We start from the raw sequence: 13,366 nt of genomic DNA on the forward strand, positions 1-13,366 counted from the left end.
GGGGCGGCGAAATAATCAGGCGCTGTGATATAACACCCAGCTGTTTCTCCTACAACTGGACGAGCCTATGAAAGCCAAGGCTGATGTACCTTTCGTGCCGCTTAATATTGCGGTACTGACTGTCAGTGATACCCGAACCTTCGAAACCGACACTTCAGGTCAGGTCTTTGTCGATCGCTTGACGGCCGCCGGCCACCGTCTGGCAGAGCGGGTGCTGCTTAAAGATGACCTTTACAAAATCCGCGCGCAAGTCGCCAACTGGATCGCCGACGATGTCGTACAGGTCGTGCTGATCACCGGCGGTACCGGTTTCACCGGTCGCGACAGTACGCCGGAAGCTGTCGCCTGCCTGCTCGACAAACAGGTCGACGGGTTTGGTGAGTTGTTCCGTCAGATCTCGGTCGCCGATATTGGTACCTCGACCGTGCAATCGCGTGCGCTGGCCGGTCTGGCCAATGGCACGCTGGTGTGCTGCTTGCCGGGTTCGACCAATGCGGTGCGCACCGGTTGGGATGGCATTCTGGCTGAGCAACTGGATGTTCGGCACCGTCCGTGCAATTTCGTGGCTCATCTGAAACAGGCGGCGCCTTGTGAATCCCGTGGGTAAGCCGGGCAAGACCGGCAGCTTGATGCCTGTTGAAGCAGCATTGGCGCGGCTGATGGAAATGGCTGAGGCATCGCCGATTGTCGAGCATGAATATTTGTCGCTGGCGCAGGCGCAAGGGCGGGTGCTGGCTGATGATCTGATCTCGACCCTCGATCTGCCACCCTGGCCCAACAGCGCAATGGATGGCTATGCCTTGCATCTGGCCGACTGGACCGGTGAGCCGATGCCGGTCACTCAAAAAGTCTTCGCCGGGCAGGCTCCCGAGCCTTTGAAACCCGGTACGTGTGCGCGGATTTTCACCGGGGCCCCCGTGCCTTCCGGTGCCGACTGTGTAGAAATGCAGGAAAACGCCGAGGTCCAGGCCGATGGCCGCGTGCGCTTCATAGAGGCCATTTCAGTTGGACAGAACATCCGCGCGCAAGGCCAGGAAACCACCGTCGGCGAGTTGATTCTGCAGGCCGGGACCCGGCTTGGCCCGATTGAGTTGGGGTTGTCCGCATCGTTGGGCTGCGCCGGGCTGAATGTAGTGCGCAAGGTTCGCGTAGCGGTGATTTCCACCGGCGATGAACTGGTCGAGCCGGGCCAGACCCTGGGGCCCGGGCAGATCTATAACAGCAATCGAGTCGTGCTGTGCAACTGGTTGCAACGGCTCGGTTGCGACGTGGTCGATGCCGGGATTCTTCCCGATGACCTGGCCATTACCCGCGAACGGCTGGGAGAGTTGCAGGATGTTGACCTGATCCTTTCCACGGGTGGCGTTTCTGTCGGCGAAGCTGACTTTCTCGGGATCGCCTTACGCGAAGAGGGTGAACTCGCACTGTGGAAGCTGGCGATCAAACCCGGGAAACCGTTGACGGTAGGTCACTTTCGCGGTGTGCCGGTGATTGGTTTGCCCGGCAATCCGGCGTCGACTCTGGTGACCTTCGCCCTGCTGGCCCGCCCCTATCTGCTGCGCCGCCAGGGCGTCACTGATCTTGAACCGTTGAAATTCCCTGTGCCTGCCGGCTTCGCGTGGCCTCAAGCCGGTAACAGACGCGAATATTTGCGCGCACGCCTGGAGCAAGGGCAGGCAATCATTTACCGCAATCAAAGTTCAGGTGTCCTGCGCAGTGCCGCCTGGGCCGACGGGCTGGTAGAGGTTCTGGAGGGGCAAACGCTTGAGGCCGGAGAGTTGGTGAACTTCATCCCGCTGAGTGATCTGCTGGGCTGAGCAGTTTGCCTGGAGAGCGCAGGCGGCGGTTGATGACAGCCGCCCCTGCACTCAAGGCAATCAATGGCCGATCAGTGTGACAAGCTGATCAAACCGGCTGTTGGCCACCCATCCCAGCAGACCCATAGCCACGGCGGCAGCTCCTGCCGAATAGGCAAGTCGGTGCTTGATCGATTTGACGTCAGTCCTGACTTCGTCCATATCCCGGCGAATGTACTTGAGGTGGGTTTCCAGCTCGGCGAAACGCGGTTCCATATCTATTTCTCCAGTGGCTTTGGCGCTGTGTCTGAAATCATTTTTCGGTGCGGCTCGACCTTCGGCGACAGGCGCTACCGGACTCACTGGTTTTCTGGCTTCAGGGCTTCGCATGAAAACATCCGCCTGCTGGTTCAATTCCACACTTGCGGCCGAAGCCCTCATTCGATCTGTCGAGCACCGTGAAGGTGTATCCACTCATTACATTCACATCCTTGTGTGTTGTCAGATTGGCGATCAATATCGCCGGCACACGGTGAACCACTGGCATAGTCAGGTCAATTAAGCCGATTCCTCTTGTTTTGTAAGAAAAAATACCGCCCTGTAGGACGAGCGAGCCAGCTGCTTGAATTAATTGTGATTCTTGCGGCTTTTTTCTGAGCTGTAATGGTCAAGATGTTTCATACCCATTCAATGCGAGAGTGACCGTTATGAGTGAACACAGGGCGCTGTTGATTCTGCACGGCAAGCAGGCACTCAACGAAGCGGTGCGTGCTGCCGTCGAAAGCAAGCGCGAGCAGGGCTGGGAGTTGGCGGTAAGGCTGACCTGGGAGGCGGGGGACGCCCAGCGTCTGGTGGAGGAAGCGTTGGCGCAGGGCTTCACGCGAATCATCGCCGGGGGCGGCGATGGCACCTTGCGTGACATTGCCGAAGCGCTGGCCAGGCACCCGCGTAAAGCGAGTCTGGTGCTGTTGCCGCTGGGCACGGCCAACGATTTTTCCCGCGCGGCGGGTGTTCCGCTGGAGCCCGCCGAGGCTTTGGCGTTGCTGGATACACCGCCCTCTGCCATCGACTTGGGTGAGGTGGGCGGGCAGATCTTTCTCAATATGGCCACGGGTGGCTTTGGCAGTCAGGTCACGGCCAATACCTCGGAGGACCTGAAAAAAGTCCTCGGCGGCGCGGCTTATCTGTTTACCGGTCTATCCCGCTTCAGCGAATTGCATGCTGCCTATGGCGAGTTGCAGGGGCCGGATTTCCACTGGTGTGGGGAACTGCTGGCGCTGGGCATCGGTAACGGTCGCCAGGCCGGGGGAGGGCATGTGTTGTGTCCGAATGCGCTGGTGGATGACGGCCTCCTGGACATCAGTATCTTGCCGGCACCGCAGGAGCTGGTAGGCACGCTGAAGAATCTGCTCAGCGACGGCTTCGGGATCGACAACATGTTTGTCCGAGCCCGGTTGCCGTGGGTCGAGATCAAGGTCGCAGAGGGCCTGTACATCAACCTTGACGGCGAGCCGCTGGAGGGCGAAAGCATGCGCTTCGAGGCGCGTTCAGCGGCGATAGAGGTGCACCTGCCGCCGAACTCACCACTGTTGAGCGGCAGGCCATCTGTCAATCATCAAGACTGATGATCTGCTCACGTACCGCAAACAGCACCAGGCCTGCCACATCGTAGATCTGCAGACGCTTCATGATCTGCGAGCGGTGGGTCTCGACTGTTTTGATGCTCAAACCCAGACCATTGGCGATTTCCCGGGTGGATTTGCCACGCACGATCAGGCGCAGGATTTCCAGCTGGCGCGCCGTCAGATTGTGCGAGTCGGCAACTTCGGGCTGCTGCTTCTGGTTGCGGATCAGGGCCTGGTTGATCACCGTGTGAGCGATCGCCGGGCTCAGATAACGCTCATTGTTGCGTAAGGCTTCCAGCGCGTGCTCAAGTTCGGTGGCGGTGGTGTCCTTGAGCAGATAGCCATGGGCACCAGACTCCAGCGCCTGCATGATCAGCGCCGGGTCTGTGTGCATCGACAGGATCAGCACCTTGCTCTGCGGACGTACCCGCTTGAGCCGTTGCAGGGCTTCCAGACCGCCGGTTTCCTTCATGGAAATATCCAGCAGCACGATATCGGGGTTCAGATGCTCGACCATTTCGAGCAACTGCGAGCCATCGCTGGCCTCGCCGATTACCGCGTAGCCGGGAATATCCAGTACCAGAGCGCGCACGCCGGCCCTGATCAGCGAGTGGTCATCCACCAGAAGTAAGTTACAAGTCAACGCATAACCTTATTCGTACTGGCCCGCTCGAGTGCACGGGGCGCCCAGGGGAAAAGTGCTTCGATTTGTGTGCCTTTGCCCGGTTCGCTGGTGACCAGCAAAGTGCCGCCCAGTTGTTCGATCCGTTCGGCCATCCCGGCCATGCCCCGTTGTCCTTCGCGTCCCGGATCGGCAGCCGGAGCGAATCCCAGCCCGTCATCGCTGATTAGCAATGTCAGGCCTTGCGGTAGACGTTGTACGCGGATCAGCAGATTACGCGCCTGTGCATGGCGCAGGATATTGGTGACCGCCTCCTGGGCGATGCGAAAGGCGGCGACCGCCATTTCTTCTGGAATGCCATTGAGGCGCTGCTGGCAATCGAGGCTCCAGTGCACTGAAGTATTGGCCAGTGTCTTGAGCAAATGTGCACGCAGGCTGGCTTCCAGGCCAAGGCTGGTCAATTGGCGCGGGTTGAGAATGGCGGAAACGTCGCGGACCTTGTTCAAGGTTTCTTCGAGCGTTTCGCAGAGTGTGGAGCATTGCGCTTGCAAATCTTCCGGCAAACGCCTTTTCAACCATTCGCTTTGCAGTTTGGCGGCCGTCAGCAACTGGCCTATGTCATCGTGCAGTTCACGGCTGAGTCGGTGGCGTTCGTTTTCCTGGACTTCGAGCAAGCGGTCAGCAAGTTCCTGAGGCTGGAACTTGATGGATTTGCGTGATAAGCGATATTGCACCCAGACACACCCGGTGGCAGCGATGTTGACCAGCAGCAGCCCCAGGCTAAGTGGCGCAGACAGACCATAGGTCAGCAGGCTGCCAAGTGCTGCGACGACGCACAGGATGAGTGTGAACCGGCGTGCGTTTTCCCGGGAAGGTGGCCATGTAGTGAGTGACTTGAGGCTGGCGTACATAACGGATGGAGCCAATGGATGTTCGCTGCGGGTAGACCGTCCGGAGGCTGGCAGGTCTCTGTCTGAAAATGCTGTCAATTATGTTATTGATTTCAACGCTGTGCGGTCAGCGATAGTCAATCGCCAACTTCGCTGGCGATCTGTCACTGAGATCACGGTGCCATTAATGAAGGCAACTAGCGGGCGGCATAATACCACTTAAGATACCGTTGGTCGCGCTCACTATATATATCCAGTGAGTCAGGAAATACGCCTTGCTGGACGCGGGTTCCATAAAGCAGAACAGCCGTTTTATTGTCTTTGATGAATATCGATATTGCCTGAAGTCGGGTTGTTGCACACAGGCAAACCCTTAGGCCGGCGAGAAAAATCCGCGTTTTGTTTGTGTGAGTATTTAATTGGAATTGTCGCTTGCAGGTATGCGGCTACTCAAATGCGACATCCAGTTCCATGGTTTATGCACCCTGGCGATGCAATAAACACGTCGATTCAGGCCTGGCGCTCCGACCAGGATGCGATCGGCAGGGACTTGCTGGAAGCTGCGGGTTGAAACTGACGCTGACTGACTTGAAACGCGAAGGCCTCGATCAGGGCGTTCTGCTCGCTGCTATCGAGGCTCAATTGCCCCGTGGTGTGATCAACCAGCTCAATCTGCCAAGCCATCAACGTGAAACAGTCCTGCAATGCCTCCAGCGCCTGAGCGTGCAAGTCGACGTAGTCCGGTGCGTGGTTGAGCAGGCTGTGGATGTGCAGGGAGAACTCGCAAACCGCCTCAAGTGCCAAGGCTTCGGCCCTGCTGGCGAGCTTGAGGAGGCTGGTGAGCATGCAGTCGATGGCGTCCTTGTCGTTGCTGATCAACTGCAAGTGACTGAGGCATTCTTCGGACTTGGCCAGGAGCGTTTCAGCCTCGACAAGAAATTCGGGGAAGCGTTGTGCCCAGTCTTTACGATCGATCGGCATGCTTATCTCCAACGCGTCATGTCTGATGAGGGAATGCCGTGCGTGCCGACGATCATGAACCGACGAGAGATCGCGCCCTGAGCTGCAAGAGCACAGGTTTTGGGTTTCAAGAGGATGTGTTTCCACTGAACTGCGATCACACACAACAGCCTGACTCCGTTCATGCAATGAGAATGGCGTCACATTAATGGCTATTGGATATTGCGAACATCAGGTTGGGCCTGATTGTGACTAGGGGAATCCCTTAGGCGCGGGAACCTGTGGCGCAAACCGAGGTCGCGCTGCAGAAAAAGGTAGCAGATGAAATCCGCAGCGCCAGTAAAGCATGATGTTAATATGACATCAATGGGTGGTTATGGCATTTTGATGGTGATTTTTACAGGGATCAAGATTCGTCATTGTCAGCCGATAAGCCCTGTTAGTGAATTCATCAGAACAAGCCCAGGAGTCATTGATGGCCGGCATTCTCGACACGGTAGACCAACGCACGCAACTGGTGGGTGAGAATCGCCTGGAAATTCTCATGTTTCGACTGGCCGGGCGCCAATTGTTCGCGATTAACGTGTTCAAGGTTCAGGAAGTCCTGCAACTGCCGAAGTTGACCCTGATGCCCCAGCGGCACCCGTTTGTCTGCGGCGTGGTCAACTTGCGTGGGCAAACCCTGCCGGTGATCGACTTGTCCCAAGCCATCGGCATGCGTCCGCTGGTGCCGGGCCCCAACAGCACCATCATTGTCACTGAGTACAACCGTTCGGTGCAGGCCTTCCTGGTCGGCGGCGTTGACCGCATCGTCAACATGAACTGGGAAGCCATTCTGCCGCCGCCGACCAGCGCCGGACGTCAGCATTACCTGACGGCGATCAGTAAGGTCGACGATCAGTTGGTGGAAATCATCGACGTCGAGAAAGTGCTCGCCGAAATCGTCCCGTACAACGCCAAGGTATCGCGCGAAAAGCTCGATGATCCGGTGCTGGAGCGAGCCCGCGGCCGCGAAGTGCTGTTGGTGGACGACTCCAACGTGGCCCTCTCGCAATTGCGCGACACCCTCGGCCAGCTCGGCGTGAAAATGCACATCGCCAGCGATGGTCTGAAGGCGCTGAACATGCTCAAGGCCTGGGCTGACACCGGCGTGAACATGACCGACAAACTGCTGATGATCTTCACCGACGCGGAAATGCCGGAAATGGACGGCTACCGTCTGACCACCGAAATTCGTAACGATCCGCGTCTGCGGGGTCTTTATGTGGTGCTGCACACTTCGCTGTCCGGCAGTTTCAACGACTCGATGGTGAAGAAGGTCGGCTGCGATAACTTCCTCTCCAAATTCCAGCCGGACAAGCTCGTCGACGTTGTGCGTCAGCGTCTGATGCTCGACGAAGTGCCGGCCTGATCACAACACCAACGCTTGTGTAGGCGCTGTGGAGTGAAACGAGGCTGCGATCTTTTGATCTTTAAGATCAAAATCAAAAGATCGCAGCGTGCCGCAGCTCCTGCAGTGTCGTGCAGTATCCAGACTCAGCCTTTGATTCGCCAATCAAGCTCGTATAGGGTGGCCTTTTTTGCCCACCAGGGAGTTGGCCATGCTGCGTCTGAGCGCGCTTTATCGTTACCCGTTGAAATCCGGCAAGGGCGAGGTTCTGCAAGAAATCGGCCTGGACAAGCTGGGCCTTGATGGCGATCGACGCTGGATGCTCGTGGACGAAGCCAGCGGCCGTTTCCTGACTCAGCGCGCCGAGGCGAGGATGAGCCAGTTGTCGGCACTGTGGAATGCGCACGGCGGACTGGTCCTGAGCGCGCCCGAACACGCGTCGATCGAAATCGCCTTGCCGGGCAATGACGCCGAACTGCGTGGCGTGACCATTTGGCGTGACACCTTGCGGGTGCCGGATGCTGGCGAGGAGGCGGCGAAATGGGTCAGCGACTTCATCGGTAAGCCGACCCGTCTGGTGCAAGTGCCGCTGGATCGCGCGCGGATGACCCAGGCAGGTTTCGGCAAGGACGACGACCAGGTTGCCTTCGCTGATGGTTTTCCATTGTTGTTGATCGGTGAAGCATCGCTGCAACACTTGTCGCAACAGGTTGGACGGCCGCTGGAAATGCTGCGCTTTCGACCGAATCTGGTCATCGAAGGCAGTGACGCGTATGCCGAAGACAGCTGGAAACGCATTCGTATCGGCGAGGTCGAGTTCCGCGTGGTCAAGTCTTGCTCGCGTTGCATACTCACCACCATCGACCCGCATACCGGCGAGCGCAGTGCTGATCGCGAACCGCTGGCCACGCTGCAAAAGACGCGTGCGCAGGCTGATGGTGCGATGTTCGGGCAGAATCTGGTGAATGACAGCAATGGTCGACTTGTGGTCGGGATGCCGGTGGAGATTCTCGAGTAACCCGTTAACGAGGCAAAAAATGCCCGTGTTTTTAAACACGGGCATTTTTTATTGTGCTGCGAAAGCCGCGGATTAACCGCGGTACTCGCACAGGTAAGCGGTGTCGACCGCGACTTTCAGCTGGAACTTGCTGTTGGCCGGTACGTTGAACTGGCTGCCGGCGACGAAGGTTTCCCAGTCGCTGCTGTCCGGCAGTTTGACGGTCAGAGCACCGGATACCACGTGCATGATTTCACGCTGGGCAGTGCCGAATTCGTATTCGCCCGGGGCCATGACGCCGATGGTCGCCGGACCCTCAGCGGTGCCAAAGGCGATCGACTTGACGGTGCCGTCGAAGTACTCGTTGACTTTAAACATGGGCGATTCCTCGAAAAGGGCTAAAAAGTGGGGCGGCCAGTATGCACAAGGCGTTTAGCGCCGTCACGCCCCTAAAGCGGCAGAACCAGCGGTAGCAATCGCGCAGTGTTGCGCGCATCTTCCAGCGCCCGATGTTGCTGGCCGCTGAACTGCATGCCGGCCAGTTGCAACGCGCCGTTGAGCCCCAGCGGCCGCTCCAGGCGCCGGGCTTTGGCGAAGCGTTGCTTGAGGTTCATGTGTGGCACCCGACTCAACACGCTGTCGAGTTGCAGCCGCTGCCATTCCTGCAGTAACTGTTTGCGATCGTAATCGCCCCAACTGGCCCAGCCTTCGAGGCGTGTCTGATGCTGGCCGAGCCAGCGCTCGAAGGCTGGCCAGACGTCCGTCAAGGGTTGCGCTGTGTCGATATTGGCCTGGGTGATGTGCGTGAGCTCGCGACAGAAGGGCGTGAGCAACGGCCGCCGCGTCGGTTTGACGAAGCGTTGGAAGTAATCCTGTTCGCGCCCGGCACGGTCGACCAGCGTGGCGCCGATCTCGATAATTTCCATCTCTGTGACCGGCCAGCCACCCTCATCGGTGGTGGCTTCCAGATCTATGACCAGCCAGTGGGGCATCGCAGGGTTCCTGATTTCCGCGTCCTGATAGATCAGAGCGTAGTCAAATCCTGGCGACTCACTCGACCTGCAACAGAACCTGACGATTTTTTACCTGATCGCCGACTTTGACCTGCACCCGCTTGAGTACGCCGTCGATGCCAGCCTTGAGCGGGTGCTCCATTTTCATTGCCTCCAGCACGACCAGCAACTGACCTTTGCTGACTGGACTGCCTTCGCTGACCAGCACGTCGACGATGGCACCGTCCATCGGCGCCTTCAAGGTGCCGGAGCTGACGCTGGTCTGACTGCCGATCACCGCATGAGTTCGATCCTCCAGGCGTAGGCTGCCGGGGTGAGTGAACAGCCAGAGGTGCCCGGCGTCGAGGCGATAGGCGTGGCGTTGGCGCAGGCCGTCGATCTCCAGCGTGAGCGAGGTCGCGCTGTGTTCGATGAGTGTCAGTTCGAGGCTGCGTTCGGCGGTTTTCACCTGAATCAGGTTATCCGGGAGTTTGTGCAGTTGCAGGTTCCAGTTTTGCTCATCCAGCCCCAGTCGATAGTGCAGCGGGACGCTGGCGTTGTTGCGCCAATGGCTCAAGGGGGGCCGGTGCTGTCGAGCGCACGCCTGGTAGAACAGCACAGCGGCGATGGCCAGTTCCTCGGCACTTGGCGTGTACGTGTGCAGGCTTGGATGATCGTTGAAATGCTGGGGGATGAACCCGGTGCTGAATTCGCCACTGATGAATTGGGGATGTTGCAGCAGACTTTCGAGTAGTCGCTGATTGCTTTGTACGCCAAGCAGAACAGTGTCCTGCACCGCACGCAGCAGTTTGCGTCGCGCCTCTTCTCGGGTGGCGCCGTGGGCAATCAGTTTGCCGAGCATCGGGTCGTAGAACGGACTGACCGATTGCCCTTCGCACAGCCCATGATCGATTCGCGCACCCTGTTGCAGGGCCGGTTCCCATGCTTCGATGCGCCCGGTTTGCGGGAGAAAATCCTGCGCCGGATCTTCGGCGTAGAGGCGCACTTCCATGGCATGGCCATTGAGCACAACTTGCTCCTGTGTCAATGGCAGAGGCTGCCCCTCGGCGATCGATAACTGCCACGCGACCAGATCAAGGCCGGTGATCAACTCGGTCACCGGGTGCTCCACTTGCAGGCGGGTATTCATCTCCAGAAAGTAGAACTGCCCGCGCGCGTCGAGCAGAAACTCAACAGTGCCGGCGCCAACATAATTGACTGCGCGCCCGGCTTTGAGCGCCGCTTCGCCCATGGCCTGGCGTAACTCGGCAGTCATGACCGGGCAGGGCGCCTCTTCAATGACTTTCTGATGGCGACGCTGGATCGAGCAGTCGCGCTCGCCGAGGTAGATCAGATTGCCGTGGTGATCGCCAAACAGTTGCACTTCAACATGTCGCGGTTCGATCAGTGCTTGTTCGAGGATCAATTCGTCGCTGCCAAATCCGTTCAGGGCTTCTGAGCGGGCCGTTCGCAGTTGCGCTGGCAGTTCAGACGCGTCGTGCACCAGGCGCATGCCGCGCCCGCCGCCGCCAGCGCTGGCCTTGATCATCAGCGGATAGCCGATGCGCTCGGCTTCACGCAGCAGTGTCACGTCGTCCTGCTCTGCGCCTTGGAAGCCTGCGATACACGGGACACCGGCGTCGAGCATGGCGAGTTTCGACAGGCGTTTGCTGCCCATCAGTTCAATCGCCTCGGCGCTCGGGCCGATGAAAATCAGACCGGCCTGTTCGCAGGCGCGGGCGAACCCGGCGTTTTCCGAGAGAAAACCATAGCCGGGGTGGATCGCATCGGCACCGCTGCGGCGGGCGGCGTCGAGAATCGCGGGGATGTTCAGGTAGGACTGCTGCACCGGCGCCGGGCCGATGCGCACGGCTTGATCGGCCATTTGTACGTGCAGTGCATCGGCGTCGGCGTCGCTGAACACGGCGACGGTGCGGTAGCCCAGGGTCTGGGCGGTGCGCTGGAGGCGGCAGGCGATTTCACCGCGGTTGGCAATCAGGATTTTGTGCATGGCGGGCATGGGCTGTTCCCTCAAAAGTTGCGGTGTATGTGCTGGCCTCTTCGCGAGCAGGCTCGCTCCCACATCTGGATTCGTTCCCTTGTGGGAGCGAGCCTGCTCGCGAAGCTTTTAGGTGGCCCACCCGGGTTTACGCTTTTGCATGAATGCCAGGGTGCCCTCGACGCCCTCGGCGCCAGTCACCGCTTCGCTGAACCACTGCGCCGCTTCATCGAACAACTCACTCGATGGCTGTCCCGCACTGGCCAGCAGCAATTTTTTAGTCATGGCATTCGCCTGCGGCGCACAACACAAAACATGCTGCAGCACCTCATCGAGCCGCTCGGCCAGTGCCTGCGCATCCTGTTCGACAAAGTGCACCAGCCCTGAACGTCGCGCCTGATGGCCGTCGAATCGCGCAGCGGTCAAGGCCAGTCGACGCGTTTCTGTCAGGCCGATGCGCTGCACTACAAACGGCGCAATCTGCGCCGGCAGCAGGCCGAGGCTGGTTTCCGGCAGGCCGAATTGCGCCTTGTGATCGGCAATCGCGATGTCGCTGACACAGGCCAGACCGAAACCGCCGCCCATCACCGCGCCTTGCAGCAGGCAGATCAGCACTTGCGGCGTGTGCTGCGCCTCTTCCAGCAAAGCGCCGAACGCGCGGTTCAACTCTCGGTAAGCATCGGCACCCTGAGCGCGGGCATTGGCCATGTCCTTGATGTCGCCACCGGCGCAGAAATGTCCGCCACTGCCGCTGAGCACCAAGGCACGGACAGCGCGGTCGTCGTGCACCGCCGCCAACACGGCACGCAGTTCCGCGACCATTTGCAGGCTCATCGCATTGCGGCTTTCGGGTCTGTCGAGGGTGATGTGCAGCACGCCGCCATGCAGTTCCAGCAACAGCGTCTGGCAATCAGGGAGGGTGCTCATTTCTTTTTCCCCGGCAGAATGCCCATCAGTTTGCAGATGATCCCCAGCATGATTTCGTCGGCGCCGCCGCCAATCGAGACCAGCCGCACATCGCGGTAGGCGCGGGCCACCGGGTTGTCCCACATGAACCCCATGCCGCCCCAGTATTGCAGGCAACTGTCGCTGACTTCACGGCCCAGACGCCCGGCCTTGAGCTTGGCCATCGAGGCCAGGCGTGTGACGTCCTGACCTTTGATGTACTGCTCGGTGGCCTGATAGACCAGTGCCCGCAGGCATTCGATTTCGGTCTGCAATTCGGCGAGGCGGAAATGGATCACCTGATTGTCGATCAGCGCATTGCCGAAGGTTTTGCGCTCCTTGCAATACTCGATGGTGCTATCGACGCAATACTCCAGGCCCTTGATCATGTTCGCCGCGCCGAACAGGCGTTCCTCCTGAAACTGCAGCATCTGCATCATGAAACCGGCGCCTTCGTGGCCGATACGGTTGCGCTGAGGCACGCGCACATTGTCGAAAAAAACCTGCGCGGTTTCCGAACTGCGCATGCCGAGCTTGTCCAGGTGCGAGCTGAGACTGATCCCCGGCGTGTTCATCGGCACCATGATCAGCGACTTGTTGATGTGCGGCTTGTCGTCGGAGGTGTTGGCCAGCAGGCAGATGAAATCGGCACTGGGCGAGTTGGTGATCCACATCTTGCTGCCGTTGATCACATAGTCGTCGCCGTCCTTGCGCGCGGTGGTTTTCAGCCCGGCGACATCCGAGCCGGCACCGACTTCAGAGACGCCGATGCAGCCAACCTGCTCGCCGGTGATCGCCGGGCGCAGGAATTCGTCGCGCAGTTCATCGGAGCCGAAGCGGGCGAGGGCGGGCGTACACATGTCGGTCTGCACGCCGATCGACATCGGAATGCCGCCGCAATGGATGGTGCCGAACTCTTCGGCGGCGACAATCGAATAGCTGTAATCGAGGCCCATGCCACCGAATTTTTCCGGTTTGGAAATCCCCAGCAAACCGAGGTCACCGGCCTTGCGAAAAATCTCGTGGATCGGAAAACGCCCGGCCTTTTCCCATTCCTCGACGTGCGGATTGATTTCGCGTTCGACGAACTGGCGGACGGTGCGGCGCAGCGCTTCGTGTTCCGGGGTGAAGATCATTGTTATTGTTCTCC

At 59.2% G+C, this 13,366-nt stretch carries 14 protein-coding genes; 5 read left to right on the plus strand and 9 right to left on the minus strand.

Annotation, left to right across the window (positions count from 1 at the left end):
- Positions 1 to 67 precede the first annotated feature (67 nt).
- Positions 68 to 607, plus strand: coding sequence for a molybdenum cofactor biosynthesis protein B (moaB, locus tag CKW18_RS15525; RefSeq protein WP_095189595.1), 540 nt, complete (start codon positions 68 to 70; stop codon positions 605 to 607).
- Positions 591 to 1,817: a gephyrin-like molybdotransferase Glp gene (glp, locus tag CKW18_RS15530; protein WP_095189596.1), complete on the plus strand. Its 1,227-nt coding sequence runs from the start codon at positions 591 to 593 to the stop codon at positions 1,815 to 1,817. Before moaB ends, glp begins: the two co-directional genes overlap by 17 nt.
- A 60-nt stretch (positions 1,818 to 1,877) precedes the next feature.
- Here glp and CKW18_RS30590 read toward each other — a convergent pair whose 3' ends face one another.
- The gene (locus CKW18_RS30590) at positions 1,878 to 2,186 is read right to left on the minus strand and encodes a hypothetical protein (RefSeq protein WP_170947265.1); all 309 of its coding nucleotides are present in this window, start codon (positions 2,184 to 2,186) and stop codon (positions 1,878 to 1,880) included.
- A gap of 317 nt (positions 2,187 to 2,503) precedes the next feature.
- Between CKW18_RS30590 and yegS the strand changes: the two genes are divergently transcribed.
- The gene (gene yegS / locus CKW18_RS15540; protein WP_095189598.1) at positions 2,504 to 3,421 is read left to right on the plus strand and encodes a lipid kinase YegS; all 918 of its coding nucleotides are present in this window, start codon (positions 2,504 to 2,506) and stop codon (positions 3,419 to 3,421) included.
- Here yegS and CKW18_RS15545 read toward each other — a convergent pair.
- The 3 genes from CKW18_RS15545 to CKW18_RS15555 form a co-directional block, all read right to left on the minus strand.
- Positions 3,405 to 4,064, minus strand: a complete 660-nt coding sequence (locus CKW18_RS15545) for a response regulator transcription factor (RefSeq protein ID WP_095189599.1) — start codon at positions 4,062 to 4,064, stop codon at positions 3,405 to 3,407. The two genes, yegS and CKW18_RS15545, sit on opposite strands and share 17 nt — an antisense overlap.
- Complete coding sequence (locus CKW18_RS15550; protein ID WP_095189600.1) at positions 4,061 to 4,954, minus strand: sensor histidine kinase; 894 nt, start codon at positions 4,952 to 4,954, stop codon at positions 4,061 to 4,063. The genes CKW18_RS15545 and CKW18_RS15550 overlap by 4 nt, the downstream gene beginning before the upstream one ends.
- Before the next feature lie 489 nt (positions 4,955 to 5,443).
- A complete protein-coding gene (locus CKW18_RS15555; protein ID WP_095189601.1) occupies positions 5,444 to 5,914 on the minus strand; it encodes a hypothetical protein in 471 nt (156 codons plus the stop codon).
- Between the two features lie 454 nt (positions 5,915 to 6,368).
- Here CKW18_RS15555 and CKW18_RS15560 point away from each other — a divergent pair, with 454 nt between their 5' ends.
- Positions 6,369 to 7,304 carry a chemotaxis protein CheV gene (locus CKW18_RS15560; RefSeq protein WP_064391361.1) on the plus strand — a complete coding sequence of 312 codons (936 nt, stop codon included), beginning with the start codon at positions 6,369 to 6,371 and terminating at the stop codon, positions 7,302 to 7,304.
- A 190-nt stretch (positions 7,305 to 7,494) separates the two neighbouring features.
- Positions 7,495 to 8,301, plus strand: a complete 807-nt coding sequence (locus CKW18_RS15565) for an MOSC domain-containing protein (protein WP_095189602.1) — start codon at positions 7,495 to 7,497, stop codon at positions 8,299 to 8,301.
- 72 nt (positions 8,302 to 8,373) lie between these two features.
- Here the strand turns inward: CKW18_RS15565 and CKW18_RS15570 are convergent, their stop codons facing one another.
- The 5 genes from CKW18_RS15570 to atuD form a co-directional block, all read right to left on the minus strand.
- On the minus strand, positions 8,374 to 8,658 hold the full coding sequence (locus CKW18_RS15570; protein WP_095189603.1) for a pyrimidine/purine nucleoside phosphorylase: 285 nt from the start codon (positions 8,656 to 8,658) through the stop codon (positions 8,374 to 8,376).
- Positions 8,659 to 8,729: 71 nt separating this feature from the next.
- Positions 8,730 to 9,272: an exonuclease domain-containing protein gene (locus CKW18_RS15575; RefSeq protein WP_095189604.1), complete on the minus strand. Its 543-nt coding sequence runs from the start codon at positions 9,270 to 9,272 to the stop codon at positions 8,730 to 8,732.
- Between the two features lie 58 nt (positions 9,273 to 9,330).
- Entirely contained in the window at positions 9,331 to 11,292 is a 1,962-nt protein-coding gene (locus CKW18_RS15580) for an acetyl/propionyl/methylcrotonyl-CoA carboxylase subunit alpha (RefSeq protein ID WP_095189605.1), read from the minus strand.
- A 108-nt stretch (positions 11,293 to 11,400) separates the two neighbouring features.
- On the minus strand, positions 11,401 to 12,198 hold the full coding sequence (locus CKW18_RS15585) for an enoyl-CoA hydratase/isomerase family protein (protein ID WP_095189606.1): 798 nt from the start codon (positions 12,196 to 12,198) through the stop codon (positions 11,401 to 11,403).
- A complete protein-coding gene (atuD, locus tag CKW18_RS15590) occupies positions 12,195 to 13,352 on the minus strand; it encodes a citronellyl-CoA dehydrogenase (protein WP_095189607.1) in 1,158 nt (385 codons plus the stop codon). The genes CKW18_RS15585 and atuD overlap by 4 nt, the downstream gene beginning before the upstream one ends.
- Between the last annotated feature and the right edge of the window lie 14 nt (positions 13,353 to 13,366).

Source organism: Pseudomonas sp. Irchel 3E19 (genome assembly GCF_900187585.1).
Lineage (GTDB): Bacteria > Pseudomonadota > Gammaproteobacteria > Pseudomonadales > Pseudomonadaceae > Aquipseudomonas > Aquipseudomonas baetica.

Excerpts from the sequence above, each read along its gene's own strand:
- moaB (WP_095189595.1), top strand. The coding sequence starts at position 68 with ATGAAAGCCAAGGCTGATGTACCTTTCGTGCCGCTTAATATTGCGGTA.
- CKW18_RS30590 (WP_170947265.1), bottom strand. The coding sequence starts at position 2,186 with ATGCGAAGCCCTGAAGCCAGAAAACCAGTGAGTCCGGTAGCGCCTGTC.
- yegS (WP_095189598.1), top strand. The coding sequence starts at position 2,504 with ATGAGTGAACACAGGGCGCTGTTGATTCTGCACGGCAAGCAGGCACTC.
- CKW18_RS15550 (WP_095189600.1), bottom strand. The coding sequence starts at position 4,954 with ATGTACGCCAGCCTCAAGTCACTCACTACATGGCCACCTTCCCGGGAA.
- CKW18_RS15555 (WP_095189601.1), bottom strand. The coding sequence starts at position 5,914 with ATGCCGATCGATCGTAAAGACTGGGCACAACGCTTCCCCGAATTTCTT.
- CKW18_RS15560 (WP_064391361.1), top strand. The coding sequence starts at position 6,369 with ATGGCCGGCATTCTCGACACGGTAGACCAACGCACGCAACTGGTGGGT.
- CKW18_RS15565 (WP_095189602.1), top strand. The coding sequence starts at position 7,495 with ATGCTGCGTCTGAGCGCGCTTTATCGTTACCCGTTGAAATCCGGCAAG.
- CKW18_RS15570 (WP_095189603.1), bottom strand. The coding sequence starts at position 8,658 with ATGTTTAAAGTCAACGAGTACTTCGACGGCACCGTCAAGTCGATCGCC.
- CKW18_RS15575 (WP_095189604.1), bottom strand. The coding sequence starts at position 9,272 with ATGCCCCACTGGCTGGTCATAGATCTGGAAGCCACCACCGATGAGGGT.
- CKW18_RS15580 (WP_095189605.1), bottom strand. The coding sequence starts at position 11,292 with ATGCCCGCCATGCACAAAATCCTGATTGCCAACCGCGGTGAAATCGCC.
- CKW18_RS15585 (WP_095189606.1), bottom strand. The coding sequence starts at position 12,198 with ATGAGCACCCTCCCTGATTGCCAGACGCTGTTGCTGGAACTGCATGGC.
- atuD (WP_095189607.1), bottom strand. The coding sequence starts at position 13,352 with ATGATCTTCACCCCGGAACACGAAGCGCTGCGCCGCACCGTCCGCCAG.